We start from the raw sequence: 25,782 nt of genomic DNA on the forward strand, positions 1-25,782 counted from the left end.
GTCAGCCCTTCTCGTTCTTCCACTTGGCGGTCCAGTACGCGTCCCAGTCGGCGAGCAGCTGCTCCTGTGTCATCTTGCCGAGCAGCACCTTCTGGACGTCCGCGTCGGCCTTCTGCGTCCATTCGGTGAACCAGGCCACATCACGGGGCTGGGTGACGGTGAGGTACGTGTCCGGGTTCTGGTTCATCGTCACGTAGCTGGCCCACGGCCCGGTTTTGTAGAAGCTGTCCTCGCCGGCCTGCTTCAGGATCGGTACGAGGCTGTTCTTCTTGGCGAACGTCGTCGATGCCTCGCCCTCCGACAGGAACTCGACGAGCTTGACGGCCTCGGCCTTGTGCTTGCTTCCCTTGGCCACGCCCCAGCCGGCGGTCGCCAGCGGCTGGACGGCCTTCCCTCCCGGACCGGCGAGCAGGGGCGCGGTGGTCCACTGGTCCTCCTTGATCGCCTTGGACTCCCGCAGGGTCGCGATCACTTCCGGGTCCTGGAGCAGGAACGCCGTGGAACCGTTGGAGAACCCTTCGACCATCTCCGGGTAGCCCCAGGCGACGGAGGAGGGCGGCGAGCCCTTCTCGAACAGGTCGAAGTACGTCTTCAATGCCTCGCGCGCCTCCGGTGCGGCGAAGATCGTGCTGCCGTCGGCCAGCCGGTACCCGTTGGCCGGGTCGATCCTGTCGGCGACGTACGCCTCGATGACGGCCGTGACGTTGCTGTTCGCGTTGGGGCCGCCCCGGAAGGCGTAGCCGTAGCGGCGCTTGCCCGTGTCCTGGATCGCGCTCGCCTGTTCGAGCAGCTCCTCCCAGGTGCCGGGCGGCTCGGCGTACCCGGCCTGGCTGGTGAGGTCGGTCCGGTAGAACAGACTCAGTCCGTAGAAGCCGTAGGGCACGAAATACGTCCTGCCCTCGGGGTCCTTGGCGGCCTTGACAGCGTTGTCCGTCAGCGCTTGCCAGCCCGGCCAGGACGTGAGGTCCGTGCTCATGTCGTGGAGCCAGCCGTTGTTCGACCACGAGCCCACGGTGATGTCCCGGACCTCCAGCGTGTCGACACCGCTGCCGGACTGCAGCATCTGCTGGATCTTCTGGTCCGCCTGGCCGGTCGGCGGCGAGACCAGATTGACCTTGATCTTCGGGTTCTGCTGCTCGAAGTCCGCGATGAGCTGCTTCAGGACCTCCGTACGGGCGGGGTTGGTCAGGCTCTCGACCATCTGCAGTGTGACGGTCCCGTCGCTGGAGCCGCCGCCCATGGCGGAGCAACCGGTCACGGTCATGGTGAGGGCGAGGCCGAGAGCGGCGACTGCGTTCCTGCGTTTCATCGCTGTCCTCCGTGGGACTGGTTGCGGGACCATGCGCCGAGCACGGGGACGCAGCGCTCGGCGAAGTACTCGTAATCGGCCGCCGTGTTGTACACGTGCGTCGACAGGCGCAGATAGCCGACGCCGCCGAAGCTGGTGAACGCCGTCGCGACCCCCAGCTCCCGCGCCACCCGGTCGCGCAGCGCGTCGGCCTCGGCGTGGGTGGCGGCCAGCGGGGCGGGGACCTTCACCAGCCGCAGGGCGTTGACCGGCATGCCCACGTCCACGCGGCAGTCCTCGCCGGTCAGTTCGGAGAAGGCCGCCGCGATGATCCGTTCCGCGTAGTCGGCCAGTTCGCGCATATAGGTGCGGGCGGTCGCCCATCCCCAGGTGTCCTCGACGAAGCCGAGGGCGGTGGGCGTGGCGAGATAGCTCGTGGCGTCCACGGTCCCCTGGGTGTCGAAGCGGGCGGGGAAGGGTTCGGGAGCGCCCCAGGAGTCGATCAGCGGGTGGAGGCTGTCGCGCAGTTCCGTGCGCGCCACCAGCGCTGCCGTGCCTCGCGGGGCGCAGCCGAACTTGTGGAGGTTGCCGACCCAGATGTCGCAGTCGAGCCCGGAGAGGGGGTCGTCGGCAAGTCCGGGCACATGGGCGCCGTCCACGAGGATCGGGACGCCGCGTCTGCGGGCTTCTTCGGCGATCCGCTCCACCGGCATCCAGCGGGCGGTCGCCGAGGTGATGTGGTCAAGGACGATCAGGCCGGTCGCTTCGTCCAGTTCCGCCACCACCGACTCGTAGGCGGTGTGGGCGTCGGCGTCGAGCGGCACATGGGCCGTGCGGAGCGTGCCGCCCCAGCGGCGGGCGAGGCGTTCGGCGCCCATGGTCACGGCGCCGTAGCCGTGATCGGTGACCAGGACCTCGCCGCCGGGCCGTGCCGGCACATTGGCATAGGCCACGCTCGCGCCGGCGCTGGCGTTGGGGACGAGGGCGAGGTCGTCGGCCGCGACCCGGAGGAAGCCGGCGATCGAGCTTCGTGCGGCGGCGACCTTCTCCGGCAGTGCGGGGAACCACTGCACGGGCGAGGCGTCCATCTGCCGGCGCAGCCGGTTCTGCTCCTCCTGGGCCGGCAGCGGGACCGCCCCGAACGACCCGTGGTTGAGGTGTTTCACCGCGGGATCGAGCGACCATGCGGCGGCGGCGGGGCGGCCGTCGGCGAGTGTGAGAGGGCGCGGTGCAGTGGTGAGGTCTGTCGTGCTCACAAGGCTCCAAGCAGGCTGGACATCAGACAACCACCAGAAGAGGTGTGATGACTGGGGCGAAATACTGCCCATCACCGGGCTCAAGAGCAAGAGTTCGGCCACAGTTATCTGATGACTTTGGTCATCACCCGGAGCAATGTATGACGACTTGCTTAGACTGGTCCGTGCCCGGCCGTGTCGCACGGGCCACCACGGGAGGAAGCGATGTCCGCAGTCGACAAGGCGTTCCACGGCCTGCGCCGCATGATCTCCAGCGGCCGTCTCGGCGCCGGCCAGCGGTTTCCGCCGGAGGGCGATCTGTGCGAGGAGCTCGGGGTCTCCCGGAGTTCGCTGCGGGAGGCGGTGCGCATGCTCGCCGCCCTCGGCGCGGTCGAGGCCCGGCACGGCTCGGGCACCTTCGTCTCACAGCTGCGGCCGGAGGACCTGCTCGGCAGGCTGTCCCTGACGATCGAACTGCTCCCGCTCGACGGTCTGCTGGAGCTCTTCGAGATCCGGCGGGTCCTGGAGTCGCACGTGATGGCGCAGGCCGCCGCCCGGATCACACCCGAGGAGCTGGAGACCCTCTACGGCCTTCTCGACACGATCGAAGCCAGCGTGGACCCGGCGGAGTTCGCCGACCACGACCACCGCTTCCATGCGGAGATCGCCCGTATCGGGGGCAGTCCCTCCATGGAGGCGCTGCTCGCGGTCTTCCGGTCCCGCTCCCGCCATTACCGTGTCTTCGCGCTGCCCGAGGGGCCGGATTTCAAACGGGCGGGTGACGAGGACCACCGGGTGATCGTCACCGCCCTGGCGAACCGCGACCCGGCGTCGGCGGCGAGTGCGGCGGCCGCGCACATCGCCCGCAGCGAACGCTGGCTCAGCGCCACCCGTCCGCCCGTGACGGAGGAGGCCGTGACCGAGGAGGCCATGGACGAGCCGGCGAACGAGCCCGGCTGACGGCGGCGAGTCGGCTCGGCGCCGGGCCCGGCGCCGGGCCGGGAGCGCGGGACGTCCGGCCGGGGCGTCCGGCACGGGCGTCCGGCACGGGCGTCCGGCACGGGCGTCCGGCACGGCCTGGCCTGGTCTCGGCGTCCGGTGCGTGCAGTCGCACGGCGGAGGATCATCTTCGTACCGGACGCGCTCGGACGCTCCGACAACGCCGCATGGGGGCAACTCCCGTGCCTGGAGTGCTACGGGGGAAGGCGTGCCGGGCGTCGCGCACCGGCCGGACTGTGTCGGACACGGCGCAGTTGCATTGCCCTAGGGAGTGTCTTCACAGTGGCGTCGTCCGCCCGGAGGGCGGGCCCGGCGGCGTCTGGTGCGTGCGATCGCAAGGCGGAGGAGGGAGTCGACGCGGTGGGGGCACCTCCCGTGCCCGAAGGGCCACGGGGGTGGGGGCACCTCCCAGGCGCGAGCCCCGGGGAAGAGCGTGCCAGGCGTCACCGGGCAGACGGGACTTCGAAGACACGACCTAGTGCGTCTCGCCCAGGTCGATCAGTACGACGCCTGCCGCGATGAGAGCGATGCCCACGCCCATCAGGCGCGTCAGCGGCTCGTGGAAGAGGAAGCGCGACGCGATCGCCGTCAGGGCGACGCCCACCGCGGTCCAGATGCCGTACGCGACGCCGATGGCCACGCCCCGGTGGAGGGACAGGCTCAGGAACGCGAAGGACGCGACGTAGCCGAGGACCACCGGGGCCAGCCACACCTTGTGGCGACCGCCCTCCGAAGCGCGGAGGCAGAGCGTCGCGATGACCTCCGTGAGGATGGCGAGCCCGAGGAAGAGCCAGCTCACGCGCCCGCCTCCGGCCCTCTGCGGTGCGCCGCCTGGGAGCCGAGCTCCACCACCAGCACACCGCCGATGACCAGGGCGATGCCGAGCCCCATCGGTGCCGTCAGCGGTTCGCCGAAGAAGACGGTCGCCAGGACCGCCGTGAGAGCGACCCCGCAGGCCCCCCAGATGCCGTAGGCCACTCCTACGCCCATGCCCAGGCGCAGTACGCAGGCCAGCGCGACGAAGGCCCCGATGTAGCCGACGGCCACCAGGGCGTACCAGGCAGGGTGGTCGACGGCCGCCCTCAGGGCCAGGGTGCCGGCGACCTCCAGGACGATCGCCGTCACCAGCAGGAGCCATCTGTTCATGAGCGGTTCTCAGCCTCCGGGGATCGGCAGCGCATACGCCGGGAGTCCACGGTAGGCACCGAGTGCCGCGGGGACGTGCAGCCACGGCGACGGCGTGCGCCGCGAGTCCGGCGTTCACCTGCTCGATCGCCCTGAGTGCTGCCCGATCGCCGCGGCCGGCAGGGCTCGACCGGCTGGCGCCGGACGGTGTGGTGCTCGTCGGCCACGACTGGGGCGGTGCGCTCGCCTTCGACTGGGCGGCCGTCCACTCCACGGGCCGGAACTGCGCCCGCGCGTCCCAGTACCGACCGGCTCACCGAGTGTGCTGACGTCCCCCTGCCTTACTGCGCCGTGCTCCAAGCGCCCGCAGGCGCGCCCTTGTCCCACCCCCACACACAGCCCAGATTGAACGTGCCCGAGGCGCGGGTGCGCACAAGGCGCGGGTGTACACGAGTCATGGGTGTGCACGAGTCCCTGGAGCCACCCGGTCGTGCACGTCACGAGGCCGTACACGGCGCCGCGCCGACACAGGGCCGGCAATCGGCGGCCCGTCCCCAGCGGATCAAGTGATGGAGAGGTGCCGTGTCCGAGACCGTCGAGGAGGCATCTCCGTCGCGGCCCGTCCGCGGCAGTGAGTCGCCCCCCGTGCTGGCGAGGGCGCACACGCTCACCGAGGCGGCGCTCCGTACCGAGATCGACCGGCTGCCTCCAGCCCTCTCGAAGATGAGCCGGTACCACCTCGGCTGGTGTGACTCCCAGGGAAACCGGACGGACCCGGGCGGCGGAGGGAAAGGCGTCTGCCTGGCGCTGCCGATCCTGTCCGCGGAAGCGGCCGGAGCGGAGGCGACCACCGGGGTCCCGGGCGCGGTCGCGCTCGAACTCGTGCACATCTTCACGCACATGCACGACGACATCATGGACGGGGATGCCTGGCGGCGGCACCGGCAGAGTGTGTGGAAGGTCTTCGGTACCGGGCCGGCGATCCTCACCGGTGACGCGCTGCTCGTCCTGGCCGTACGCGCCCTCGCGGCGGCACCGGGTGCCGGACCCCGGACGATCGAGGGCTTCGCCGACGCCTGCCTCGACCTGGCGTCCGGCCAGGCGCTGGACCTCGCCTACGAGGAACTCCCGCTCGACGACATCGATCTGGACGCCTATCTGGCCATGGCCGGGGGCAAGACCGGCGCGCTGTACGGGTGCGCTCTGTCCATCGGTGCCGAGCTCGCGGGTGCACCCGCGTCCACGGTCTCCGCGCTGCGGTACGCCGGCCGGGAGCTGGGGCTGGTCGCGCAGATGGTCGACGACATCAACGGGATGTGGGGAGACCCCGCAGTCACGGGCAAGCCGGTGCTCAACGACCTGATACGGCGCAAGAAGACCCTGCCCGTGCTGGCGGCGATCCGTGCCCGGGACTCCGTACGACACCGCTTCGTGGAGTCGTGGCTCGCGGACGGGAGCGTGGACGAGAGCCCCGACTCCACCGCCGACTCCACGGCCGGGGCGATGCTGGCCGCGCTGGAGGACGCCAACGCCCGTGCGTTCTGCGACGAGCGGGCGGAGCACCACTACCGGCAGGCCCTCGCACACCTGGAGGCGTTGCAGATGACCGCCACGGTGCGCGCCGAACTCGGCGATCTCGCCCGTTTCATCCGCCACCGCCGAGCCTGATATCCGCTACGGCGAAGGCTGGTCCCGCCAAGCCTGACCCGCCACCGCAGAGGCTGGACATGACCGCAGACCTGGCCCTGAAGTCGCTGTCGGACGCGCTCGACGACCCCTGGGGCCTCATCTCACCGTCGTTCTACGACACCGCGCACGTCGTCCGCGCCTGGTCCCGTAACCCCGAACGCGTCCCGCCGGCCCTCGGAGCACCGGCGCTCGCCTTCCTCCTCGACCGGCAGAATCCCGACGGCAGTTGGGGACGGCCGAGCACACCGCGTGCCTACCGTCTCGTTCCCACCCTCGCGGCCGCGGTCGCGCTGTCCGCCAGGACCCGCTCCGCGCCGGCCGCCGCGGCCGCGGAACACGACCGGGTCCTCGCCGCTCTTCGCCACGGGCTTGCCCACCTCACCACCCAGCCCGTGCCACGCCCCGACGACATGCCGGACACCGTGGCGGTCGAGTACCTCGTGCCCGCGTTGTTCGAGGAACTCCACGCACGGCTCGCCGACGCTTCTCCCGGGGACGCGGCGCGCGTGGAGCACGCGATGCGGCCGTTCGTTCCCTGGCGGGGACTGCTGCGTCTGCTGCGGGAACACGTCCGCGCCGGAGCCGCGGTGCCCGTCCAGCGGGACCACTGCTGGGAGATCTTCGACGCGGAGGACGCACCCGTACCGGTGCCGCCCTTCCGGGACGGTTCGGTCGTGTGCTCGCCCGCCGCCACGGCAGCGGCGCTCGCCCGCTGCGACCGCGACGTACCGGCGGCGGAGAAGTACCTGGCGCTCTCTCCCCCCGCGCTCGGCGGCGCGCAGCCGGTGGTGCTCCCGCTCGTCGTCTTCGAACGGGTCTGGGTGCTGACCGCCCTGCTGCACGCGGGGATTCCCCTGTCCGCCTCGGTGAGAGCGGCGGCCATCGCCGCTCTCCGCCCGTTCTGGACACCCGCCGGAGTGGGTGCCGCCCCGGGGCTCGCCATCGAGGCCGACGACACCGCCAACTACCTCCTCGCCCTGCTGCGGCTGGGCGAGGAGCCGGATCTCAGCTGCCTGCTGGCCTTCGAGGACGAAGCCGTCTTCCGCACCTATCACACGGCCGAACGCAATGTCTCCGTCAGCACCAACGCCCACGTCCTGGAGGCCCTGACGGCGGGGATGGCCCGGCGGCCGGGACTCGCGGCGCAGTTCGCGGCCCCGGCGGCCAAGGCCCGGGACTTCGTGCTCGATTCGCAGACCACCGACGGGCACTGGGTGGACAAGTGGCACGCCTCACCGCTCTACGCCACGTCCTGCGCCGTTTTCGCGCTCCTGCCGTCCTCCGACCCGCGCATCGGCCGGGCTGTGCGCAGGACCACGGACTGGCTGCTGAGCACCCAGCGCCGGGACGGGTCCTGGGGGCGGTGGTGCGGCACCCTCGAAGAGACCTCCTACGCGGTCACGATCCTCGCGCGCCACGGCCACGGGCGTGGCGGGAGCGCCGTACGCACGGCCGTGGAGCGGGGCCTTCGGTTCCTCGACGCCGCGAGCGGATCGGAGCCGGACGACGACGCCCGGACGCCCTTGTGGCACAGCAAGGAGCTCTACAGCCCGCTGCGGCTGGTCGGCGCGCTGGTCCTGGGAGCGCGCCACGCGGCCCGCCGGTATCTGGAAGGACGCGACTGATGCGCCTGAGCGATGCGGTCCTGAACTTCCCCTTCACGCCGGCCCCGCACGGCGAACCTCCGCCGGACTACGCCCACCTGCGCAGAAACGCACCGGTGACACCGGTGATCCTGCCCACCGGTCATCGGGTGTGGCTGGTCACCGGCCACGCCGACACCCAGACCGTGCTCAGCGACCCGCGCTTCAGCCGCGATGTGCGCAGCGCGGGACTCGCGATCGCCACGGGGACCGACTTCTTCGTGGTCAGCGGTTCCTTCATGTACATGGACCCGCCCGATCACACCCGGCTGCGCCGCCTGGTCCAGCCCTTCTTCACCCCCCGGTACCTGAAGCCGCTGACCTCGGCGGTGGAGGCCCTCGCGGACGAGTGCCTCGACGGCTTCACCGGGCTCGGGCCGCCGGCGGACCTCGTCGCACAGTTCGCGTTCCCGTTCACCGTGCGCGTCACCTGCCGGCTGCTGGGCATGGAGGTGAGCGATCTCGCCGTGTTCCGCTCCTGGGTGGAGACCATCCCTTCGCTGACCCGCTCGACTGCGGACGAGATCGGTCAGGCAGTGGCCGACATGGGCGCGTACCTGACGGAGCAACTCCACGCGAAGCGCGAACGACCGGGCGACGACCCGCTCACCGTGCTGGTGAACGCACAGGACACCGGCCGGATCACCGAGGAGGAAGCCCTCAACCTGGCCCGGCTGCTGTTCTTCGCGGGCCAGGACAGCCCCGGCAACCTGATCGCGCGAGGCGCCCTCCTGCTGATGCGGCACCCGGACCAGTGGGCGGCGCTGTGCGCCGACCCGTCCCTCGTCGACGGCGCGGTCGAGGAGATCCTCCGCCACTCGATGACGAGCGGTACGGGCCTGACCCACCCCACCGTCGCCACCGAGGACCTGACGCTCTCCGGCGTACGGATCAGGGCCGGCGAGGTGGTGGTGGCCCCGCTCATCGCCGCCAACCGCGACCCCGGAAGGTTCACCGAGCCGGACACCTTCGACATCACCCGAGCCGACGCGGCTTCACACCTCGCCTTCGGCAAAGGGATCCACTACTGCCTCGGCGCCCCGCTGGCCCGGATCCAGCTGCGCGCCGCATTCGGCCGACTCGCCCGGCGCTTCCCGGCGATACGCCGCGCGGACACCGGCGACCTCGCCTGGAGCACCGACATGCTGCCCAACAGGATCAAGGAACTGACGGTCACCTGGTGAGCGTCGCCCTGGCGGCCTCACGGCCGCGGGCGCTCGGCCCGTCACGTCCCGGGTGAACCGGAGAACGTGGGCGGCGTGCCGTTCACTGCACGTGCGGCCCCGTGACGAAGCGGCCGTTCTCGTCGTAGGGCCAGGCGTTGGCGATGCATCCGTGCAGGCCCTTGATCTGCTGCATCATCACCGGTGCCAGGTGGCCCGGGCCCGCGCAGGTCGTGTGCGTGTGGCCCAGGAAGTGCCCCATCTCGTGGTTGATGATCAGCGCCCGGTAGTCATGGATCGGACCGTCGAAGGTGGGCGAGCCCTTGACCCAGCGCTTGAGGTTCACCACCACCCCACCGGGAACCTCGCAGTTGTACTCGCCTTGGGTGTCCTGCTGGATGCCCGCCCAGCAGAGGGCGTCCGCCGTCCCCGGTGTCGCGATCCTCACCGTCAGGTCGTGGGGCTGTCCCGCGCTCACCAACTGGAACGAGTGGGCCGGGTTGCGGGTCCAGCCCCGGGGGGCGGCGAGTATGTCGGCGATCTCGTCCGCCGCTTGGGTCGGCGAGATGTCGAGGCCGGTCTCGACCTCCACCGCGTACCGGATCGGACGCGGACCGTGACCCACCTTCGCGCCACTGGCCTGCGCGGTGACGAACGTGCCGGTGCCCGTCGAGGGGACGTCGATCTCGGTGGGTGTCGGGGTCGGGGTGGGCGTCCGCGTGGGAGTGGGCGCCGGCGTCCGCGTCGGCGTGGTGGTGTGGGGTGCAACGCTCCGCGGGTGCGGCGCGCCGCTCGACGCGTCACGCGGCGCATCGCTCGACACGTCGCCTCGCCCACCGTCGAGGAAGAACACAGCGGAACCGAGCAGGCCCGCTGCCACCAGCGTGCCGATCAGGTACCTCCGGCCCGGGCGCCGCCGACTGCCCCGGTGGCGCGAGGACCGGCGACGGCCACCGCGGTGGGAGGCCACGGTGCTGCCGGTGGTCGATGTGAGTTCCCGCTCTCGTGCCGCATGCATGGCAACTCAAACTGGTCATTTCAGATGATCGCCCTGAGTTCGCATCATCACGAACCGATAACGGACCGCCGCTCGGCGGGTTCGGCGGATTCGGCCGCCCGACGGCACACCGATGTGACCCTTCTGTAACGGCTCCCGAGAGGGACTCCTGCGCAGGTCGGCGAGCGCACACGACCTGCCTACACTGTCGAGGTGCCACGAGTCCTGATTGTCGAAGACGACCCAGATGTCCGTAAGGCCGTCCAGCTGGGACTGCGTCATCAGGGGCATGACGTCTTCGCCGCCGGAACGGGTGAAGAGGGCTTGGAGCAGCTGCACCCCTTCCGTCCGGACGTCGTCGTGCTCGACCTCATGCTGCCCGGCGTGTCCGGCCTCGACGTATGCCGGCGGATCAGGGTTCGCGACCAGGTGCCGATCATCATGGTGACCGCCAAGGGCGACGACATCGACGTGGTCGTGGGGCTGGAGGCCGGAGCGGACGACTACGTGGTCAAGCCCGTGCAGGCCCGGGTGCTCGACGCGCGAATACGGGCCGTACTGCGCAGGCAGGACGCGTCGGTCTCCGACACCGTCCGGCCGAGGGCGGAGTCGCACGGCGACCTGGTCATCGACCGGGCCGGGCTCGTGGTGACACACCATAATGAACGCGTCGCGCTCGCCCCCTCGGAGCTTCGGCTGCTGCTGACCCTGTCGGCCTCGCCCGGACAGGTACTCAGCCGCCAGCAGTTGCTGGAAGCGGTCTGGGAGCACAGCTACTACGGCGACATCCGGCTCGTGGACGCCTGTGTGAAGCGATTGCGCGGCAAGCTCGGCGAGCTGGGCGGGGATCCCCGCTACATCCAGACCGTACGCGGCTTCGGTTACCGCTTCGGTTCCCAGTGAGCGGCCAGGGATCCGCACGGGCCCGCAGGCGCCTGCGCAAGCGCGAGGCCGTCGCGGCCGGGCAGGGCCCCCGGCCGGCGAGACCCTTTCGGATGATCCTGGCGAAAGTCCCGCTTCCGCTGCGGGGCCTGCGCTCCCGCCTGGTGGTCGCCTTCGTCCTGGTGGCCATGGCCAGTGCCCTGAGCACCGGAGCCGTCGCCTTCCGGGAGGCCCGCACGGGGGTGCTCCAGCAGAGCCAGGACTCCGTCATCCGGCAGTTCCGGACCAGCGTCGACGCCGCGGCTCTCGGCACTCCCCCGGCGCCGAGCCAGAGCCACCTGCAGAAGGCGGTGAACCAGGTACTCCAGGCCAACCAGTCGCAGGGGTGGCGGGTACTGGCCACGTACGGCAGCCTGCGCGCCTACGCGCCGAGTGCCGACTTCGGCAAGCTCAGCCCGGAACTGCGCCGGTCCGTGGACACCAAACGCGCCGCGGTGTTCCAGCGGGTGAACGAGGACGGGCGTCCCTATCTCGTCGTCGGCATGCCGGTCACGTACTCCGGCGGCGAAGGCACGGAGTCCAGGCTCTCGGGGATGGTGATGTACCTGGTGGTGCCGCAGAACACCGAACAGGCTTACGTCGAAGCGATGGTCAGCGCCATCGAGCACGCCACCCTGGTGGCGCTGTTCCTCGCCGTCGTCCTGGCGCTGCTGGCCGCGAGCGGCGTACTCCGTCCCGTGCGGGCGTTGCGCGGAGCCACGCGCCGGATGGCGGAGGGGCACCTCGACGTCCGGCTGGCCGTCAACGGCTCCGACGAACTGGCCGACCTCTCACGGTCCTTCAACCACACGGCGGCCGCGCTGGAGGAGTCGGTCTCGGAGCTGCGCCGCCTGGAGGCCCAGGCGCGCCGCTTCGTCGCGGACGTCTCCCACGAACTGCGGACGCCGCTGGCGGCGATGTCGGCGGTCACCGACGTGCTGGACGAGAAGGCGCTGCGCCTGGACGAGGAGACCGGCCAGGCACTGCAGCTCATCAGCGAGGGGACCAGCCGGTTGAGCGTGCTGGTGAACGACCTGATGGAGATCTCCCGCTTCGACGCGGGCGCGGCCGAACTCAGCCTGGACGAGGTCGACCTGGCCGACTTCGTCCAGCACACCCTCGCGGCTCGGGGGTGGCAGGGCCAGGTGGAGACCGACCTGCCCGGACCGGGCGTGCTCCGGACGCGCGTGGATCCGCGCCGGCTCGACGTGGTGATGGCCAATCTGGTCGGCAACGCGCTGCGGCACGGAGCGCCGCCGGTGCGGCTGACCATGGGCGTGAGAGAGGAGCGAGCGGACGTGGCGTGGGCCGTCATCGAGGTGACCGACAGCGGACCGGGCATCGCCGAGGAAGCCGTGCCACACATCTTCGAGCGCTTCTACAAGGCGAGCACCACACGGACCAGAAGCGAGAGCAGCGGACTGGGCCTGGCCATCACGGCGGAGAACGTGCACCTGCACGGTGGACGCATCAGCGCCGCCAACCTGCCCGGGGGCGGAGCGGCGTTCACGGTCGAACTCCCCCTGCACCGCGACACCGCGCCCGCCGACCACGACTCCACCCCGGGTGCCCGGTGAAGGGCGCGCGCGTGACGGCGAGCCTGGCCGGGCTCGCGGCCGCGCTCTCGCTGACGGCGTGCGGAGTCCCCCCGTCCGACGTCATCCAGGCCGGCGAACCGGCGAGCGGCATGTTCTCCGCCGCTCCGAAGCCCTCGGTGCCGGTCGTCGTCTCCCTCTATTTCCTCGACGACGGAGTTCTGACGGCTCATCCCCGCACGATCGCCGGTCCTGCGGACCTCGGGACCGTCGTGGGCGCGCTGTTCGGCGGACCGACTCCAGGCGAGACCATGACGGTCACCACGGAGCTGCCCCGCCTGACGGATGCGCCGGTCGTGACGGCGGACAGGAGCGTCAAGGACGTCTCCATCAAGCTTCCCGGTGATGTCGCTCCCTTCAGCCGTCCGGCCATGCTGCAGCTGGCGTGCACGGTGGCTCACGTGAGCAGGTCGTTGACCGCGCCTCCCTTGGACGCGGATCCGGACGGCTCCCCTGCGGCGCCTGTCGCCGATGCGCAACGCTCGCCCGCACGCACGAGCGTCCATGTGCTCGGGGACGGATGGACGATGAGGCAGTCGGCCGACTCGTGTCCCGAACCTCCGCGGCCGTAGGAGGAGCCCGGGCACGGCCCCCGGTACCGGCAGAGATCGTTGACGACGCTCAGCCCGCTCGGTGCGGGGTGCCGGGTGCCGGGTGCGCAGGCACGATGTCGATCTGTCGTGCCGCAAGCACTCACGTCCCTCAACTCCGGGCACTAAGTTGTCCCTTGCTATCTCACTGGCCGACTGGAGACTCACCGTGACCGATTTTCCGGCAGCGCCCGCAGACCCGCGCGACAGAATCAACACCGCGCAGCCCCACACCGCCCGCATCTGGAACTACTGGCTGGGCGGCAAGGACAACTACGAAGTCGATCGCGTCGTCGGAGACCAGATCCGCAAGCTGCACCCGGGCATCGGGGACTACGCCCTCGCGGACCGGCTTTTCCTCGGACGAGTCGTGCGTCACCTGGTGGACGAGTGCGGCATACGCCAGTTCCTCGACATCGGCACGGGGCTGCCGAGCGCCGACAACACCCATGAAGTCGCCCAGCGGTTGGCTCCGGAGTCCCGCATCGTCTACGTCGACAACGACCCCCTGGTGCTCGCGCACGCGCGTGCCCTGCTGAAGAGCACGCCCGAGGGCAGGACGGACTACCTGGACGAGGACCTGCGCAACGTCGACACCATCCTGGAGCACGCGGCGAGGACGCTGGACTTCAGCCGGCCCGTGGCGCTCATGCTTCTCGGAGTGGTCATCTTCGTCGGGGACGACGAGGAGGCCTACGGGAACGTTCGGCGGCTCATGGACGCGCTCCCGTCCGGCAGTCACCTGGTGCTTTCCCACACCATCACCAGCCCCGCCATGCCCGATGTCGACGCGGCGGTGGCGTTCTGGAACGAACACGGCACTCCGAAACTGACCCAGCGTACGCCGGAGGCCGTCGCCCGCTTCTTCGACGGGCTTGCACTCCTCGATCCCGGTGTCGTGTCCTGCAACCACTGGCGCCCCGATGCGCAGGGCACGCCGTTGCCCGATGAAGTGGCCATGTTCGGCGGGGTCGGACGCAAGAACTGATACGCGCGCGAAGGCGCCGCCGCTGTCGAGGAGTCGCACCGGCGGCGGTGCCACCGCACCGGCCTCGCCAGCCGGCTCGCCGGCGCCTTGGGGCGCTTCCGGCGATGAGTGACATGTCCTGCCGCTCGCCTCGCCGGCACGCCTAGGGCCGGTCGAAGAGCAGCGTGAGCTGGGCGTCGAGTGCGGCGACGGCGTCCTGCTCGGCGTATTGCTGCGACAGCAGTTGCATGCCCAGTCCGTCGACGAGCGCGAGGAGACCTGCGGCCGCGCGTTCGGGGTCGGCGCGATCGGCTCCCGCCGCGCGCAACTGGTCCGCGAGGAACGTGCGCATCGCTGCGGCGTCCTCGCGCAGCCCCGAAGCGATCGACGGCTTCACCGCGGCGTAGGCGAGGAACGCGAGCACGACGTGGTTCTCCAGCCGGCGGGGCTCGTCCAGCGGCAGCACCTGGAGCAGCAGGGCGCGGACGAGTTCGCGCGGCGAGTTCGGTACGGCCGCGGCCTGGGACCGTTCCCGGATCCTGTCCATGACCATGCCGAGCGCGAACGTCATCATCTCGTCCTTGGTGCGGAAGTAGTGCTGCACCATCCCGGTCGAGACGCCCGCCTCGGTCGCCACGTGCCGCAGGCTCACCCCCTCCAGGCCGCGTGCGGCGGCGAGGTTCATCAGTGCGTTGGCCAGCAGCTCCCGCCGCTCCTGGTGGTCCACCTTGCGAGGCATGGGCCCACTTTACATTGCGACCGTATTGCCATCTGATACATTGCAGTCGTATTGGAAAGATGGAGGTGGGTCCGATGACCGTGCTCGAGTTGACGGCGATAGACCAGTGGCGACGGGATCTGGTGGGCGGCAAGGCCGCCGGTCTGGCCGCGCTGATACTCCTGGGCGAGCGCGTGCCGGACGCCTTCTGCGTCACGACCGAGGCGCACCGGCGCGGCGAGGTGCCCCGCGACGAGGTGCTCGCGGCATACGAAAGGCTCGGTGGCGGACCGGTCGCGGTTCGCTCGAGCGCCACCACCGAGGACCTGCCCGACGCGAGCTTCGCCGGCCAGCAGGACACCCTTCTCTCGGTCACGGGCCCGGAAGAGCTGCTCAAGGCGATCCGCGCCTGCTGGGAATCGCTGCACACCGAGCGTGCCGTCGCCTACCGCGAGGCGGCCGGGATCGCCCATGACACCGTAGGCATGGCGGTCGTCGTGCAGCGGATGATCGCTCCCGAGGTCGCGGGCGTGATGTTCACCGCCAACCCGCTCACCGGTTCGCGCGGCGAGACCGTCGTCGATGCCGCACCAGGACTGGGCACGGCCGTCGTCGACGGGACCACCGTGGCCGACCACTACGTGCTGGACGGCACGGAACCGGCTGAGCGAGGGTGCCTGGCACCCGCCCGGCTGAAGGAGCTGAGTGAGGTCGGCGAGCGGCTCCGGCGCCGGCTCGGCACGGAGCAGGATGTCGAGTGGGCCTACGACCACGACGGCGAGCTGTGGCTGCTGCAGGCGCGCCCGATCACCACGTTGTTCCCGCTGCCGCCCGCCGGCACCAAGCCGGGGCCGCGTCTGTATGTCGAGTTCGGCCATGTGCAGGGCATGCTCCAACCGGCCACCCCGATGGGCATGTCGACGCTGAAGTCGATGGTGGCCGGCATGCTCGCCTCGGTCGGCCTCACGGTCGAGATCGTCGACATCGGCGGGCGCCTGTACGGCGACCTGACCGACGCGGTGCGCGATCCCTCGACCCGGCAGCGGCTGGTGAAGCTGATGGCGGTCGATTTCGGGCCCCGCGCGCAGGCCGCAGTCGAGCACCTGCTGGACGACCCCCGGTTCGCCCCGCAGCCCGGTGCCCGCCGCCGCAACTCGGCCGCGCTGGCCACGGGCCCGAAGGCGCTGTTCGGCATTCTCGGCGCGTTGGCCCGGCCGACGGCGGCGCGTGCCCGCGTGTTCGGCGAGATCGAACGCCTCCGGCGCGAGCCGGTCACCGACCCGCCCACCGCCGCGGAACTGCTCGACCTGCTCGACGAAGCGACCGCAGGAAGCGACCGCCTCAGCTCGATCATCTGGCCGGTGGTGAGCGGACTCGCGGTCTCCGCGGTGCTTCCGCCGCTGCTCAAGGGAATCGCCGACGACGCCGAGATCCACACCGTGCTCGGCGGCATGCCGCACAACGTCACCATCGAGATGGACCTCGAACTGTGGCGAACAGCCCAGCGTGCAGCGCCCCACCGCGAGACGCTGCTCAACACCCCGCCGGACCGGCTCGCCGCGGCCCATCTGGCGGGTAGCCTGCCGGAGTTCGGTCTGACCGCCTTCCTCGAGACCTACGGCAACCGTTCCGCCGCCGAGGTCGACGTCGGCGTCCCGCGCTGGTCGGAGGACCCCACACCGGTGTTCGCGATACTCGCCAACTATCTGCGGGTCACCGACCCCGAACAGGCCCCGGACCGGCGCTTCGCCCGCGCCGCGGCCACGGCGGAGGCGAAGCTGACCGAGCTCACCGAGCGGGCACGCCGCGCACACCGCCTGCGCGGCGCTCTCGCCGGCTTCCTCCTCCGCCGGGCGCGACAGCTGACCGGACTGCGCGAGGCGGGCAAGTTCGCCGGGTTGTACGCGCTGCGCGACCAGCGCCGCCGCCTCCTGCTCATCGGCACCGAACTGCGGGAGAACGGGCGTATCGAGCACGCGGACGACGTCATGTTCCTCACCGTGTCCGAGCTGCGCACAGCCGTGGAGTCGCACGACGACCTGCGTGAAACGGTCGCCGGACGTCGCTCGCAGTACGCACGGGAGCTGCGCCGGCGCACCGTTCCGGTCGCTCTGCTCTCGGACGGCACCGACGTGGAGACGCTGCTGCCCGCCCAGGCGGCGGACGGCCCCGCGCTCACCGGCATGGGTGCGGCACCCGGGCGGGTCAGCGGCCGTGCCCGCGTGGTCCGCGACCCGGCCGGCGCATCCATCGAGCCGGGCGAGATCCTCGTTGCGCCGACGACCGACCCGGGCTGGACACCGCTGTTCCTCACCGCCGGGGGGCTCGTCACCGAGACGGGCGCGGTGATGGCGCACGGCCCCACCGTGGCACGGGAGTACGGGATCCCCGCCGTGATCTGCGTACCGGGCGCGACTGAACGCATCCGCACCGGGCAGTTGATCACCGTCGACGGCGCCACGGGAACGATCACCATCGACCAGTCCCCCGGGGGCGAGAGCACGGCGCACTGAGCCCTGCAAGACCGTTGCGGCCCGGAGGCCACGGGTGTCGGCCGCGCACACCGTGGACCGGGCTCGGCGCCGTCGGAGCCCGGGTGTGTCCTGGCGGAATCCGTCAGGAGGTGGCCGCCGGGTGCGGGGCGGGGCGCAGAGGTACGGGAACCGGTCCAGGGTGTCGGTGTCCGGCGTCAGACCGGTGGGCGGCGCCTCGTTCCTGGTCAGGAACGCGACGCGATTCCTCTTGCCGCGGTGAGGACGTCTTCGGCGTCGGCCGCATCTTCTGCGGACGCGGATGTCCACGAGAGCTGCGCGGCCACAGCCATGGCTGCCGCTCCCTGCGGGACGAGTAAGCGTTTCCTCCGGCGCGGGAGATCACGTTGCCCCACCCCGGTTGCCGCGTCGACAGGTCAGCCGCCCTCCCTACGAGAAGGCAGCATGACGGGCATGATCAAGCAGGTTCGGTGCGGGCGGAGCACGTCCCGCATCCGCCCGCGGCAAACAACCACGGCCCGCCGTGGGCCGATTGCGACGAGCGCGGCGTTCGCCTGCGGACTTCGAGGCACAGTCGATCTGCGGCGGGGGGACACAGCCGACGCCCAGAGTCTCGGCCATGCGCGAAGGCACACAGGCGACCAGACGAGGAAATGATCGAAAATAATCAACTCGATCCGCCCTATAGAGCGAATGAGCGAATGCGTGCTAGAAACCGCCGTCCGCACACACTCGTCCCCATCCCACCCGGGAGACCGCAATGAAGCGTTCCTGGTCCCGCCGTACCTTCCTGAGTGCCACCGGCGGCACGGCGCTGGCCCTCGGCGTCGTCGGCAGCCCGCTGCTTACCGGTCAGGCAGCAGCGGCCGACGAGTTCGGCGATCTGCGCGCCAAGTGGCGCACGCTGATACTCGGTACGGGCTTCAGCCCCACCGCCGAGCCGTTCAAGAGCAGGTTGACCAGCCTCGGCGCCCGGGCCGCCGAGTACCAGGCGACGATGGTGCCGGGCACCGGATCGCTCTGGCCCGACCTGGTGTGGTCCGATCCGGAGCCCGACACCGACCAGGAGTCGTTCGGCTTCTCCCAGTGCATGAACGACAGTTTCTCCCGGCTGCGCACCATGGCCGAGGCGTACTGTCAGCCGGGTACGGGGCTGACCGGGAACGCCTCCCTGGCGTCCGCCGTCGTCACCGGGCTCGACCACATGCACGCCCGGATCTACAACCCGGGCCAGACGCGCTTCGGCAACTGGTGGAACTGGCAGATCGGTGCCCCGCAGGCGCTGCTGGACATCTGTGTGCTGATGTACGACCAGTTGTCGGCGGTGCAGATCGCGAACTACTGCGCGGCGGTCGACCACTTCGTCCCCGACTCGGCGATCGGCAGCTACACCGGCAGCAGTACCGGCGCCAACCGTGTCGACCTGTGCCGCGTTGTCGCGCTGCGCGGCATCGTCGGCAACAACTCCGCCAAGATCACTCTCGCCCGCAACGCGCTCTCGCCCGTGTTCCCGTACGTCACCTCGGGCGATGGCCTCTACGCCGACGGCTCCTTCATCCAGCACACCTCCGTCGCCTACACCGGCACCTACGGTGCGGTCATGCTCGGCGGCCTAGGCATGCTCTTCGCGCTGCTGGCAGGCTCCAGCTGGGCGGTGAGCGATCCGAACCGGCAGATCGTCTTCGACGCGGTCGAGAACGCCTGGGCACCGTTCCTCTACAACGGCCTCGTCATGGACAACGTCTCCGGACGTGCCATCAGCCGGGGCATATCCGCCACCGACCCCAACCAGGTCCAGGCCGACGACCATATACGCGGCCACAGCATTCTCGCTTCGATCGTGCTGCTCGGGCAGGGCGCGAGCGCGGCGGAGAACGCGCGGTGGCGGGGTCTGGTCAAGGGCTGGATCCAGCGCGACTACTACAGCCCGCCCATGAGCAATCCTTCGATGGGACTGGTGGGCCTCGCCCGGTTGAAGTCCGTGATGGACGACACCACGGTCGCGGCGATCGCCGAACCGACCGGTCACCGGCTCTTCCCCGCCATGGTCCGGGCCACCCACCGGCGCCCCGGCTGGGCCGCGTCGATCAGCATGGCCAACAAGCGCATCGCCTACTACGAAACGGGCAGTGAGAACCTGCACGGGTGGCACACCGGCTCCGGAATGCTCTACTGGTGGGGCGACACCTACGCCAACGGGCAGTACAGCGACGCCTTCTGGCCCACCGTCGACCCCTACCGCCTGCCCGGCACCACCAACTCGCGCAAGGTCCTCGCGGACGCCGCAGGCGGCGGGTCGAAGCCCGACGTGAACTGGGTGGGCGGGGCCACCGACGGCAACCGGGCCGCGATCGGCCAGTACCTCAGAGGGCTCCAGAGCACCCTGATGGCGAAGAAGTCCTGGTTCTGCCTCGACGACTCCATCGTCTGCCTCGGCGCCGGCATCAAGTCCACCGACGGCACGGCAGTCGAGTCCGTCATCGAGAACCGCAACCTGGGCCCCAACGGCACCCACGCCCTCACCGTCAACGGCACCGTCAAACCGGTCGCCCACCCCTGGTCCGAAACCATCACCGGCACCACCTGGGCACACATCGGAGGCATGGGCGGCTACGTCTTCCCCGGCGGCACGACGGTCAAGGCGCTGCGCGAAGAGCGCACCGGCAAGTGGAGCGACATCAACAGGAGTAGCGCGACCACCGCGATCACCCGCCACTACCTGACGATGTGGGTCGACCACGGCACCAACCCCACCGACGGCACCTACGCGTACATCCTGATGCCGGGCGCGAACACCACCCAGACCTCGGCGCGCGCCGCCGACACCACCTGGGTCCAGATCCTCGCCAACACCGACAACCAGCAGGGCATCCGCGTACCCTCCCTCGGCTTCACCGGCGTCAACTTCTGGTTCGGCGGCACCGTCGGCACACTCACCGCCAGCGCCCCCTGCGCCGTCATGATCACCGAGAAGAGCGACGGCACCGCCGTGATCTGCGTCAGCGACCCCATGCGCATGCAGACCAGCCTCACCCTCACCTGGAACCGAGCCGTGACCGCCGTGACCTCCAAGCCCTCCACCGTCACCAGCACGACCACCGGATCCTCACTCACCCTCAACTTCAGCGACCTCACCGGCACCCTCGGCGCCACCCAGAAAATCACCGTCACACTCGGCTGACCAGCACCGAAACCCGCGCTCCACAGGTGTTCCGGGCCCGTGGCAACACGAGCCCGGACCACAGCTCCCAGGGCCGCAGCATCCGCGTTCAGTCGCTTGCACGGCGCTCCACATCATGCCCGTATGACGCAACTCGGACAGCCTCTTTCACGGCCTGGCCAAGGCCGCATCGGAGATCCCAGCACCGGCTTCATGGTGGCCAAGCGCATGCCGACCGATAGAACTATGGTGTCCCACCATATGTGACCCTGACCTGCGTCTTCCTACGGTGTGGCGACACACAAACGTCCCCGCACCTGTCCGGAAGTGGTAGTCATGCCCGCCTCTGCAACCGCTCCACCAGCCCCCGGCTCGCTCAGGCGCATCGTCGCCGCGAGCCTCATCGGTACCACCATCGAGTGGTACGACTTCTTCCTCTACGGATCGGCCGCCGCGCTCGTCTTCAACGAGCTGTTCTTCCCGGAGAAGGATCCTCTGGTCGGCACGCTGCTGGCCTTTCTGACGTACGCCGTCGGGTTCGCCGCGCGGCCGCTGGGCGCGCTGGTGTTCGGGCACTACGGGGACCGGCTCGGGCGCAAGAAGCTGCTGGTGCTGAGTCTGCTGATGATGGGTGCCGCGACCTTCGCGATCGGGCTGCTGCCCACGTACGCGACGGTCGGGGCGGCCGCTCCCGTGCTGCTGACCGTGCTCCGGCTGGTGCAGGGGTTCGCGCTCGGTGGTGAGTGGGGCGGGGCCGTGCTGCTGGTGTCCGAGCACGGGGACGCGCGGCGGCGCGGGTTCTGGGCGTCGTGGCCGCAGACCGGGGCGCCGGCCGGGCAGTTGCTGGCGACCGGGGTGCTGTCCGCGCTGACGGCGCTGCTGTCGGACGCGGCGTTCACGTCGTGGGGCTGGCGCATACCGTTCCTGCTCTCCGGTGTTCTGGTGATCGTCGGCTTGTGGATTCGTCTCTCTGTCGATGAATCGCCGGTGTTCAAGGCCGCGCTGGCCCAGGCCGAGCAGCGCAAGGCGGCCACCGCGCAGGTCGAGAAGCTGCCGCTGGTCGCCGTGCTGCGGCACCACTGGCGCGATGTGCTGATCGCCATGGGCGCGCGCATGGCCGAGAACATCAGCTACTACGTGATCACCGCCTTCATCCTCGTCTACGCGACCACGTCGGCCGGGCTCAGCAAGCAGACCGCGCTCAACGCCGTGCTCATCGCGTCCGCCGTGCACTTCGCGGTGATCCCGGCGTGGGGCGCCCTGTCCGACCGGATCGGGCGGCGTCCGGTGTATCTCATCGGCGCGGCCGGTGTGGGCCTGTGGATGTTCCCGTTCTTCGCGCTCATCGACTCCAGGTCCTTCGGAAGTCTGCTGCTGGCCGTGACGGTCGGGCTGGTGCTGCACGGAGCGATGTACGCACCGCAGGCGGCCTTCTTCTCCGAGATGTTCGCAACGCGCATGCGCTACTCCGGTGCCTCGATCGGCGCGCAGTTCTCGTCGGTCGCCGCCGGCGCGCCCGCACCGCTCATCGCCACCGCGCTGCTCGCCAGCTACGACAGCTCGACACCGATCGCCCTGTACGTCATCGCCGCCGCGCTGCTCACGATGGTCGCCATCGCCTGCGCGAAGGAGACCCGTCACCGGGACCTGGCCGATGTCACGGTGGAACGCGACGACCGGGATGCCAGTAAGCCCATGGCCGCCGCGGACGCCCCGACGTCCGCCTGACACGGCGCCTGTCGGGCCCGGCCGAGGCCGGGTCCTGACAGCGCCCAGAAACACAGGGCCGCGTGGACAGGCGTCCACGCGGCCCGCCGTGTGTCGGCTCCGTGTCAGCGGACGACGGCCGATATCGCGTGCAGCCGCAGTGCCAGCTGGAGCTCCAGGGCGCGGGCCGGGGAGTGCCAGTCGTCGCCGAGCAGCCTTCCTATTCGTTCGAGCCGCTGCGCCACCGTGTTGACGTGGACGTGGAGTTCGTCCTTCGTACGGGCCGGGCTCATGCCGCTCGCGAAGTACGCGTCGAGCGTGCGCACCAGGTCCGTGCCGCGCCGCTCGTCGTAGTCGGCGACAGGTCCGAGCGTGCGCCGGACGAAGCCCTCGATGTCGCGGGTGTCGGCGAGCAGCAGGCCGAGGAAGCCCAGGTCCTCGGCGGCAGCGCCCTCGCCGGAGCGGCGCAGCAGCCTGAGGGACTCGACGCAGCGGCGGGCCTCGTCGTAGGCGGCGGCTATCGCCCCCGGGGTGGCGACGGGCGCCTGGACCGGGGCGGAGGCCCCGACGGTGACGAGCTCGCGCAGGGTGCCGCCGAGGTGTCTGGCGGTCTGGCGGGCGAGGTCGGCCGCGCTGTCGCCGGGTCCGAGCGGCAGCAGCAGGACCGCACCGCCGTCGCGGGCAGCGGCCAGACCGTGGCGGGTGGCGGCGAGGTGGGCGGCCGCGGAGGCGAGCCGCTGGCGGTCGGCGGTGGCCCGCTCGGCGCTGTCCGCGGCGGGGTGAGCGTCGATCCGCGCGGCGAGCACCACGTGCGGGGCGTCGAGGTCGGCCTTGAGCCGGCTCGCGCGCTCCCGCAGCAGCCGGGGGTCGCGGCCGGGGGCGTCCAGCAGGTCGTCGAGCAGCTCGCCGCGCACCCGCTGCTCGGCCTCGCCGGCGGAGCGACGGGCCAGCAGAAGCAGGGAGGTCACCATCGCCGCGCGCTCAAGGGTGCGCCGGTCGACCGGGTCGAGGTCCGGATGGCCGTGCAGCACGAGCGCGCCCAGCAGTTCGCCGCCGGCCGAGACCGCGACCACCCAGTCGTCGCCGTGCCGGATCGCGTGTCCGTCGGTGCCGTCGAGTTGGAGGGCGGCGATGGCGGGGGCGTCCGGGTCGGCGAAGGCGACGGTGCCGTCGAGCACCTCGGACACCGCGTCGGCCACGTCGTGGACCCCGCCGCCGTGCAGCACGAGTTCGGTGAGCCGGTCGTGCACGTCGGACGCCCGCTCGATGACGGCGCTGTGATCGCGGATGATCTCGTTGGCCCGCTCCAGCTCGGCGAGGGCGGTGCGGGTCTCGGCGAGCAGGTTGGCGGTGTCGATGGCGACCGCGGCGTGCGCCGCGAAGGAGCCCAGCAGCGCCACCTGTTCGCGCTCGAAGACGCGGGCGCGGCGGTCGGCGGCGAAGAGCACCCCGATGACCTGGCTGCCGAGCATCAGCGGGACGCCGAGGATCGCGACGAGTCCCTCGTCCCGGACGCCCGAGTCGATGGCCCGGGTGTGCTGGAAGCGTTCGTCCTCGAAGTAGCTCTCGGTCACATACGGCCGGGCGGTCTGGGCGACGAGGCCCCCGAGCCCCTCCCCCATGCCGAGCCTCAGCTGCTGGAAGCGCGCCGAGACCGAGCCTTCGGTGACGCGCATGTACGTGTCGCCGGCGGCCGGGTCGTTCAGGCTGAGATAGGCGACTTCGGTGCCGAGCAGCGAGCGGGCCCGCTGCACGATCGCGCGGAGCACCGCGTCGAGGTCGCGCAGGCCCGACAGGTCGTGCGCGGTCTCGAAGAGCGCCGACAGCTCCGCCTCGCGCCGCCGTCTGCCCTCCAACTCGGCTCGCACGCGCAGCGCGAGCTGCTTGGCCTGGTCGAGCCCGGCCAGCGTCTCGGGACCCGCGCCGCTCGCACGGGCGAGCAGCACGGGCCGGTCGTACGCCTCCACGGCGGCGCCGCGGGCAAGGAGCTCCAGGTAGGAGGCCTGATCGTGGGACATGGACAAGGGATACCTGTCGTGCGGGGGGTCGCACCAGCCCCTGTGGACGGTGCGGCCCATGTGGACAACTCCGTCACCCTGACCGCGCGCGGCTCAGTGCGCCGTCCAGCCGCCGTCCAGGGCCAGTGACGTACCGGTGATGAAGGACGCCTCCGGCGTGCAGAGGTACGCCACCGCCTCGGCCACCTCCTCCGGTTCGACGAGGCGCTTGAGAGCGGAGTCCTTCAGCAGGATGTCGGCGACGACCCGGTCCTCGGGTATGCCGTGGACGGCGGCCTGGTCGGCGATCTGCTTCTCGACCAGGGGGGTGCGCACATAGCCGGGGTTGACGCAGTTGGAGGTGACCCCGTGCGGAGCGCCCTCCAGCGCTGCGGTCTTGGAGAGCCCCTCCAGTCCATGTTTGGCGGCCACATAGGCACTCTTGTAGGCCGAGGCACGCACCCCGTGCACGGAGGAGACATTGATGATCCGGCCCCACCCCTGCCCGTACATGTGCGGAAGCGCGCCCCTGATCAGCCGGAACGGCGCCTCCAGCATCACGGTCAGGACGGTGTGGAAGACCTCCGGGGGGAACTCCTCGATGGGCCGCACCAGTTGCAGCCCCGCGTTGTTGACGAGGATGTCGGTGCCCGCGGCCGCCTCCTCCGCCGCGTCGAGGTCCGTCAGGTCGAGGACGTGTGCTTCCAGCGAGCCGGCGGCCGCCGGGCCCAGGGACTCGGCGAGCAGCGCTTCGAGGCCGTCCGCCTGCCTGTCCACGGCCTTGACCTTGGCCCCGGCGGCCACGAGCCGCAGCGCGCAGGCCCGGCCTATGCCGCTCGCCGCCCCCGTGACGAGCACGGTGCGGCCGTCGAGGTCGAGCCCGACGGAGGGGGCGGCGAGGGCCGGGGCGAGCGGACGGGGGTGAGGGGCGGGACCCGGGTTCATGGTCATGTTCCGCACCCTAGGCAGGCCCCAGGCGGCTACCGATGTGGGCAGCGCCCACAGTTCATTCAGGCACAGTGGAGTCGAACCACGTGTGGCCGTCCGTCAGCGCCTGCTTGATCCGGAACAACGCGAATTCCTGCAGCTCCGGCAGCGCGTCCACGGAGAACCAGCCCACCTCCAGCGACTCCTCGTCATTGACGCGCGCCTCACCGCCCACGGCCCGACAGCGCAGGCACACGTCCATGAACTGGCACTGGTCCCCGTTCGGATACGTGATCGGCTTCTGCAGGGCCTGGACGAGGACGATCCGCTCCGGGACGCACCGCACCGCGGTCTCCTCGTACACCTCGCGGACTGCCGTGGTCGCGGGCTGCTCCCCCGGCTCCGGGATACCACCGATGATCGCCCACTTGCCGGTGTCGGCCCGTCTTCCCAGCAGCACGCGCCCCTCGTCGTCGAAGACGACCGCGCTGACACCGGGAAGATAGAGCAACTGGTGGCCCGCGCTTGCGCGGATGGCGCGGATGAAGTCCGGAGTACCCATGGTCCGA

The 25,782-nt window shown here is 70.7% G+C and carries 20 protein-coding genes; 11 read left to right on the forward strand and 9 right to left on the reverse strand.

Annotated features, from left to right (window positions below; all coding sequences use genetic code 11):
- Position 1: 1 nt before the first annotated feature.
- Positions 2 to 1,309: a sugar ABC transporter substrate-binding protein gene (locus tag KK483_RS01855; protein ID WP_262003131.1), complete on the reverse strand. Its 1,308-nt coding sequence runs from the start codon at positions 1,307 to 1,309 to the stop codon at positions 2 to 4.
- The gene (locus KK483_RS01860) at positions 1,306 to 2,544 is read right to left on the reverse strand and encodes an aminotransferase class V-fold PLP-dependent enzyme (protein WP_262003133.1); all 1,239 of its coding nucleotides are present in this window, start codon (positions 2,542 to 2,544) and stop codon (positions 1,306 to 1,308) included. The genes KK483_RS01855 and KK483_RS01860 overlap by 4 nt, the downstream gene beginning before the upstream one ends.
- Before the next feature lie 204 nt (positions 2,545 to 2,748).
- Between KK483_RS01860 and KK483_RS01865 the strand changes: the two genes are divergently transcribed.
- On the forward strand, positions 2,749 to 3,483 hold the full coding sequence (locus KK483_RS01865) for a FadR/GntR family transcriptional regulator (protein ID WP_262003135.1): 735 nt from the start codon (positions 2,749 to 2,751) through the stop codon (positions 3,481 to 3,483).
- Between the two features lie 514 nt (positions 3,484 to 3,997).
- On the opposite strand, the gene KK483_RS01870 is transcribed toward KK483_RS01865, so the two are convergent.
- Complete coding sequence (locus tag KK483_RS01870) at positions 3,998 to 4,321, reverse strand: multidrug efflux SMR transporter (RefSeq protein WP_262003137.1); 324 nt, start codon at positions 4,319 to 4,321, stop codon at positions 3,998 to 4,000.
- Positions 4,318 to 4,668: a multidrug efflux SMR transporter gene (locus KK483_RS01875; protein ID WP_262003139.1), complete on the reverse strand. Its 351-nt coding sequence runs from the start codon at positions 4,666 to 4,668 to the stop codon at positions 4,318 to 4,320. The genes KK483_RS01870 and KK483_RS01875 overlap by 4 nt, the downstream gene beginning before the upstream one ends.
- Before the next feature lie 561 nt (positions 4,669 to 5,229).
- Between KK483_RS01875 and KK483_RS01880 the strand changes: the two genes are divergently transcribed.
- From KK483_RS01880 to KK483_RS01890, 3 genes are read left to right on the forward strand one after another with little or no spacing between them, the layout of a single operon-like run.
- A complete protein-coding gene (locus KK483_RS01880) occupies positions 5,230 to 6,315 on the forward strand; it encodes a polyprenyl synthetase family protein (RefSeq protein ID WP_262003141.1) in 1,086 nt (361 codons plus the stop codon).
- 59 nt (positions 6,316 to 6,374) lie between these two features.
- Positions 6,375 to 7,961 carry a prenyltransferase/squalene oxidase repeat-containing protein gene (locus tag KK483_RS01885; RefSeq protein ID WP_262003142.1) on the forward strand — a complete coding sequence of 529 codons (1,587 nt, stop codon included), beginning with the start codon at positions 6,375 to 6,377 and terminating at the stop codon, positions 7,959 to 7,961.
- Positions 7,961 to 9,163 (forward strand): cytochrome P450, encoded by a 1,203-nt coding sequence (locus tag KK483_RS01890; RefSeq protein ID WP_262003143.1) that lies wholly within the window; start codon positions 7,961 to 7,963, stop codon positions 9,161 to 9,163. Before KK483_RS01885 ends, KK483_RS01890 begins: the two co-directional genes overlap by 1 nt.
- Before the next feature lie 82 nt (positions 9,164 to 9,245).
- On the opposite strand, the gene KK483_RS01895 is transcribed toward KK483_RS01890, so the two are convergent.
- Positions 9,246 to 10,022: a DUF3152 domain-containing protein gene (locus KK483_RS01895; protein WP_262003145.1), complete on the reverse strand. Its 777-nt coding sequence runs from the start codon at positions 10,020 to 10,022 to the stop codon at positions 9,246 to 9,248.
- 330 nt (positions 10,023 to 10,352) lie between these two features.
- Here KK483_RS01895 and KK483_RS01900 point away from each other — a divergent pair, with 330 nt between their 5' ends.
- The 4 genes from KK483_RS01900 to KK483_RS01915 all read left to right on the forward strand — a co-directional run bounded on the left by KK483_RS01900 (position 10,353) and on the right by KK483_RS01915 (position 14,233).
- Positions 10,353 to 11,042, forward strand: a complete 690-nt coding sequence (locus KK483_RS01900; RefSeq protein WP_262003146.1) for a response regulator transcription factor — start codon at positions 10,353 to 10,355, stop codon at positions 11,040 to 11,042.
- Between the two features lie 92 nt (positions 11,043 to 11,134).
- The gene (locus KK483_RS01905; RefSeq protein ID WP_262003147.1) at positions 11,135 to 12,637 is read left to right on the forward strand and encodes a HAMP domain-containing sensor histidine kinase; all 1,503 of its coding nucleotides are present in this window, start codon (positions 11,135 to 11,137) and stop codon (positions 12,635 to 12,637) included.
- An 11-nt stretch (positions 12,638 to 12,648) separates the two neighbouring features.
- Complete coding sequence (locus KK483_RS01910; RefSeq protein WP_262003148.1) at positions 12,649 to 13,227, forward strand: hypothetical protein; 579 nt, start codon at positions 12,649 to 12,651, stop codon at positions 13,225 to 13,227.
- 187 nt (positions 13,228 to 13,414) lie between these two features.
- Positions 13,415 to 14,233 carry an SAM-dependent methyltransferase gene (locus KK483_RS01915; RefSeq protein ID WP_262003149.1) on the forward strand — a complete coding sequence of 273 codons (819 nt, stop codon included), beginning with the start codon at positions 13,415 to 13,417 and terminating at the stop codon, positions 14,231 to 14,233.
- A gap of 142 nt (positions 14,234 to 14,375) precedes the next feature.
- Here the strand turns inward: KK483_RS01915 and KK483_RS01920 are convergent, their stop codons facing one another.
- The gene (locus tag KK483_RS01920; RefSeq protein ID WP_262003150.1) at positions 14,376 to 14,951 is read right to left on the reverse strand and encodes a TetR/AcrR family transcriptional regulator; all 576 of its coding nucleotides are present in this window, start codon (positions 14,949 to 14,951) and stop codon (positions 14,376 to 14,378) included.
- 74 nt (positions 14,952 to 15,025) lie between these two features.
- Between KK483_RS01920 and KK483_RS01925 the strand changes: the two genes are divergently transcribed.
- From KK483_RS01925 to KK483_RS01935, 3 genes are all read left to right on the forward strand, one after another.
- Positions 15,026 to 17,443 carry a PEP/pyruvate-binding domain-containing protein gene (locus KK483_RS01925; RefSeq protein WP_262003151.1) on the forward strand — a complete coding sequence of 806 codons (2,418 nt, stop codon included), beginning with the start codon at positions 15,026 to 15,028 and terminating at the stop codon, positions 17,441 to 17,443.
- A 739-nt stretch (positions 17,444 to 18,182) separates the two neighbouring features.
- A complete protein-coding gene (locus KK483_RS01930) occupies positions 18,183 to 20,603 on the forward strand; it encodes a polysaccharide lyase 8 family protein (RefSeq protein WP_262003152.1) in 2,421 nt (806 codons plus the stop codon).
- A gap of 315 nt (positions 20,604 to 20,918) precedes the next feature.
- Positions 20,919 to 22,310 carry an MFS transporter gene (locus KK483_RS01935; RefSeq protein ID WP_262003153.1) on the forward strand — a complete coding sequence of 464 codons (1,392 nt, stop codon included), beginning with the start codon at positions 20,919 to 20,921 and terminating at the stop codon, positions 22,308 to 22,310.
- Between the two features lie 104 nt (positions 22,311 to 22,414).
- On the opposite strand, the gene KK483_RS01940 is transcribed toward KK483_RS01935, so the two are convergent.
- The 3 genes from KK483_RS01940 to KK483_RS01950 all read right to left on the reverse strand — a co-directional run bounded on the left by KK483_RS01940 (position 22,415) and on the right by KK483_RS01950 (position 25,775).
- Positions 22,415 to 24,307, reverse strand: a complete 1,893-nt coding sequence (locus tag KK483_RS01940) for a GAF domain-containing protein (RefSeq protein WP_262003154.1) — start codon at positions 24,305 to 24,307, stop codon at positions 22,415 to 22,417.
- 93 nt (positions 24,308 to 24,400) lie between these two features.
- The gene (locus KK483_RS01945; RefSeq protein WP_262003155.1) at positions 24,401 to 25,237 is read right to left on the reverse strand and encodes a 3-hydroxybutyrate dehydrogenase; all 837 of its coding nucleotides are present in this window, start codon (positions 25,235 to 25,237) and stop codon (positions 24,401 to 24,403) included.
- Positions 25,238 to 25,292: 55 nt separating this feature from the next.
- Positions 25,293 to 25,775 (reverse strand): NUDIX domain-containing protein, encoded by a 483-nt coding sequence (locus tag KK483_RS01950; RefSeq protein ID WP_262003156.1) that lies wholly within the window; start codon positions 25,773 to 25,775, stop codon positions 25,293 to 25,295.
- Between the last annotated feature and the right edge of the window lie 7 nt (positions 25,776 to 25,782).

The sequence above is a fragment of the Streptomyces sp. FIT100 genome (assembly GCF_024584805.1).
Classification (GTDB): domain Bacteria; phylum Actinomycetota; class Actinomycetes; order Streptomycetales; family Streptomycetaceae; genus Streptomyces.

Excerpts from the sequence above, each read along its gene's own strand:
- KK483_RS01865 (WP_262003135.1), top strand. The coding sequence starts at position 2,749 with ATGTCCGCAGTCGACAAGGCGTTCCACGGCCTGCGCCGCATGATCTCC.
- KK483_RS01925 (WP_262003151.1), top strand. The coding sequence starts at position 15,026 with ATGACCGTGCTCGAGTTGACGGCGATAGACCAGTGGCGACGGGATCTG.
- KK483_RS01920 (WP_262003150.1), bottom strand. The coding sequence starts at position 14,951 with ATGCCTCGCAAGGTGGACCACCAGGAGCGGCGGGAGCTGCTGGCCAAC.
- KK483_RS01890 (WP_262003143.1), top strand. The coding sequence starts at position 7,961 with ATGCGCCTGAGCGATGCGGTCCTGAACTTCCCCTTCACGCCGGCCCCG.
- KK483_RS01885 (WP_262003142.1), top strand. The coding sequence starts at position 6,375 with ATGACCGCAGACCTGGCCCTGAAGTCGCTGTCGGACGCGCTCGACGAC.
- KK483_RS01940 (WP_262003154.1), bottom strand. The coding sequence starts at position 24,307 with ATGTCCCACGATCAGGCCTCCTACCTGGAGCTCCTTGCCCGCGGCGCC.
- KK483_RS01905 (WP_262003147.1), top strand. The coding sequence starts at position 11,135 with ATGATCCTGGCGAAAGTCCCGCTTCCGCTGCGGGGCCTGCGCTCCCGC.
- KK483_RS01875 (WP_262003139.1), bottom strand. The coding sequence starts at position 4,668 with ATGAACAGATGGCTCCTGCTGGTGACGGCGATCGTCCTGGAGGTCGCC.
- KK483_RS01855 (WP_262003131.1), bottom strand. The coding sequence starts at position 1,309 with ATGAAACGCAGGAACGCAGTCGCCGCTCTCGGCCTCGCCCTCACCATG.
- KK483_RS01950 (WP_262003156.1), bottom strand. The coding sequence starts at position 25,775 with ATGGGTACTCCGGACTTCATCCGCGCCATCCGCGCAAGCGCGGGCCAC.
- KK483_RS01945 (WP_262003155.1), bottom strand. The coding sequence starts at position 25,237 with ATGACCATGAACCCGGGTCCCGCCCCTCACCCCCGTCCGCTCGCCCCG.
- KK483_RS01930 (WP_262003152.1), top strand. The coding sequence starts at position 18,183 with ATGAAGCGTTCCTGGTCCCGCCGTACCTTCCTGAGTGCCACCGGCGGC.
- KK483_RS01935 (WP_262003153.1), top strand. The coding sequence starts at position 20,919 with ATGCCCGCCTCTGCAACCGCTCCACCAGCCCCCGGCTCGCTCAGGCGC.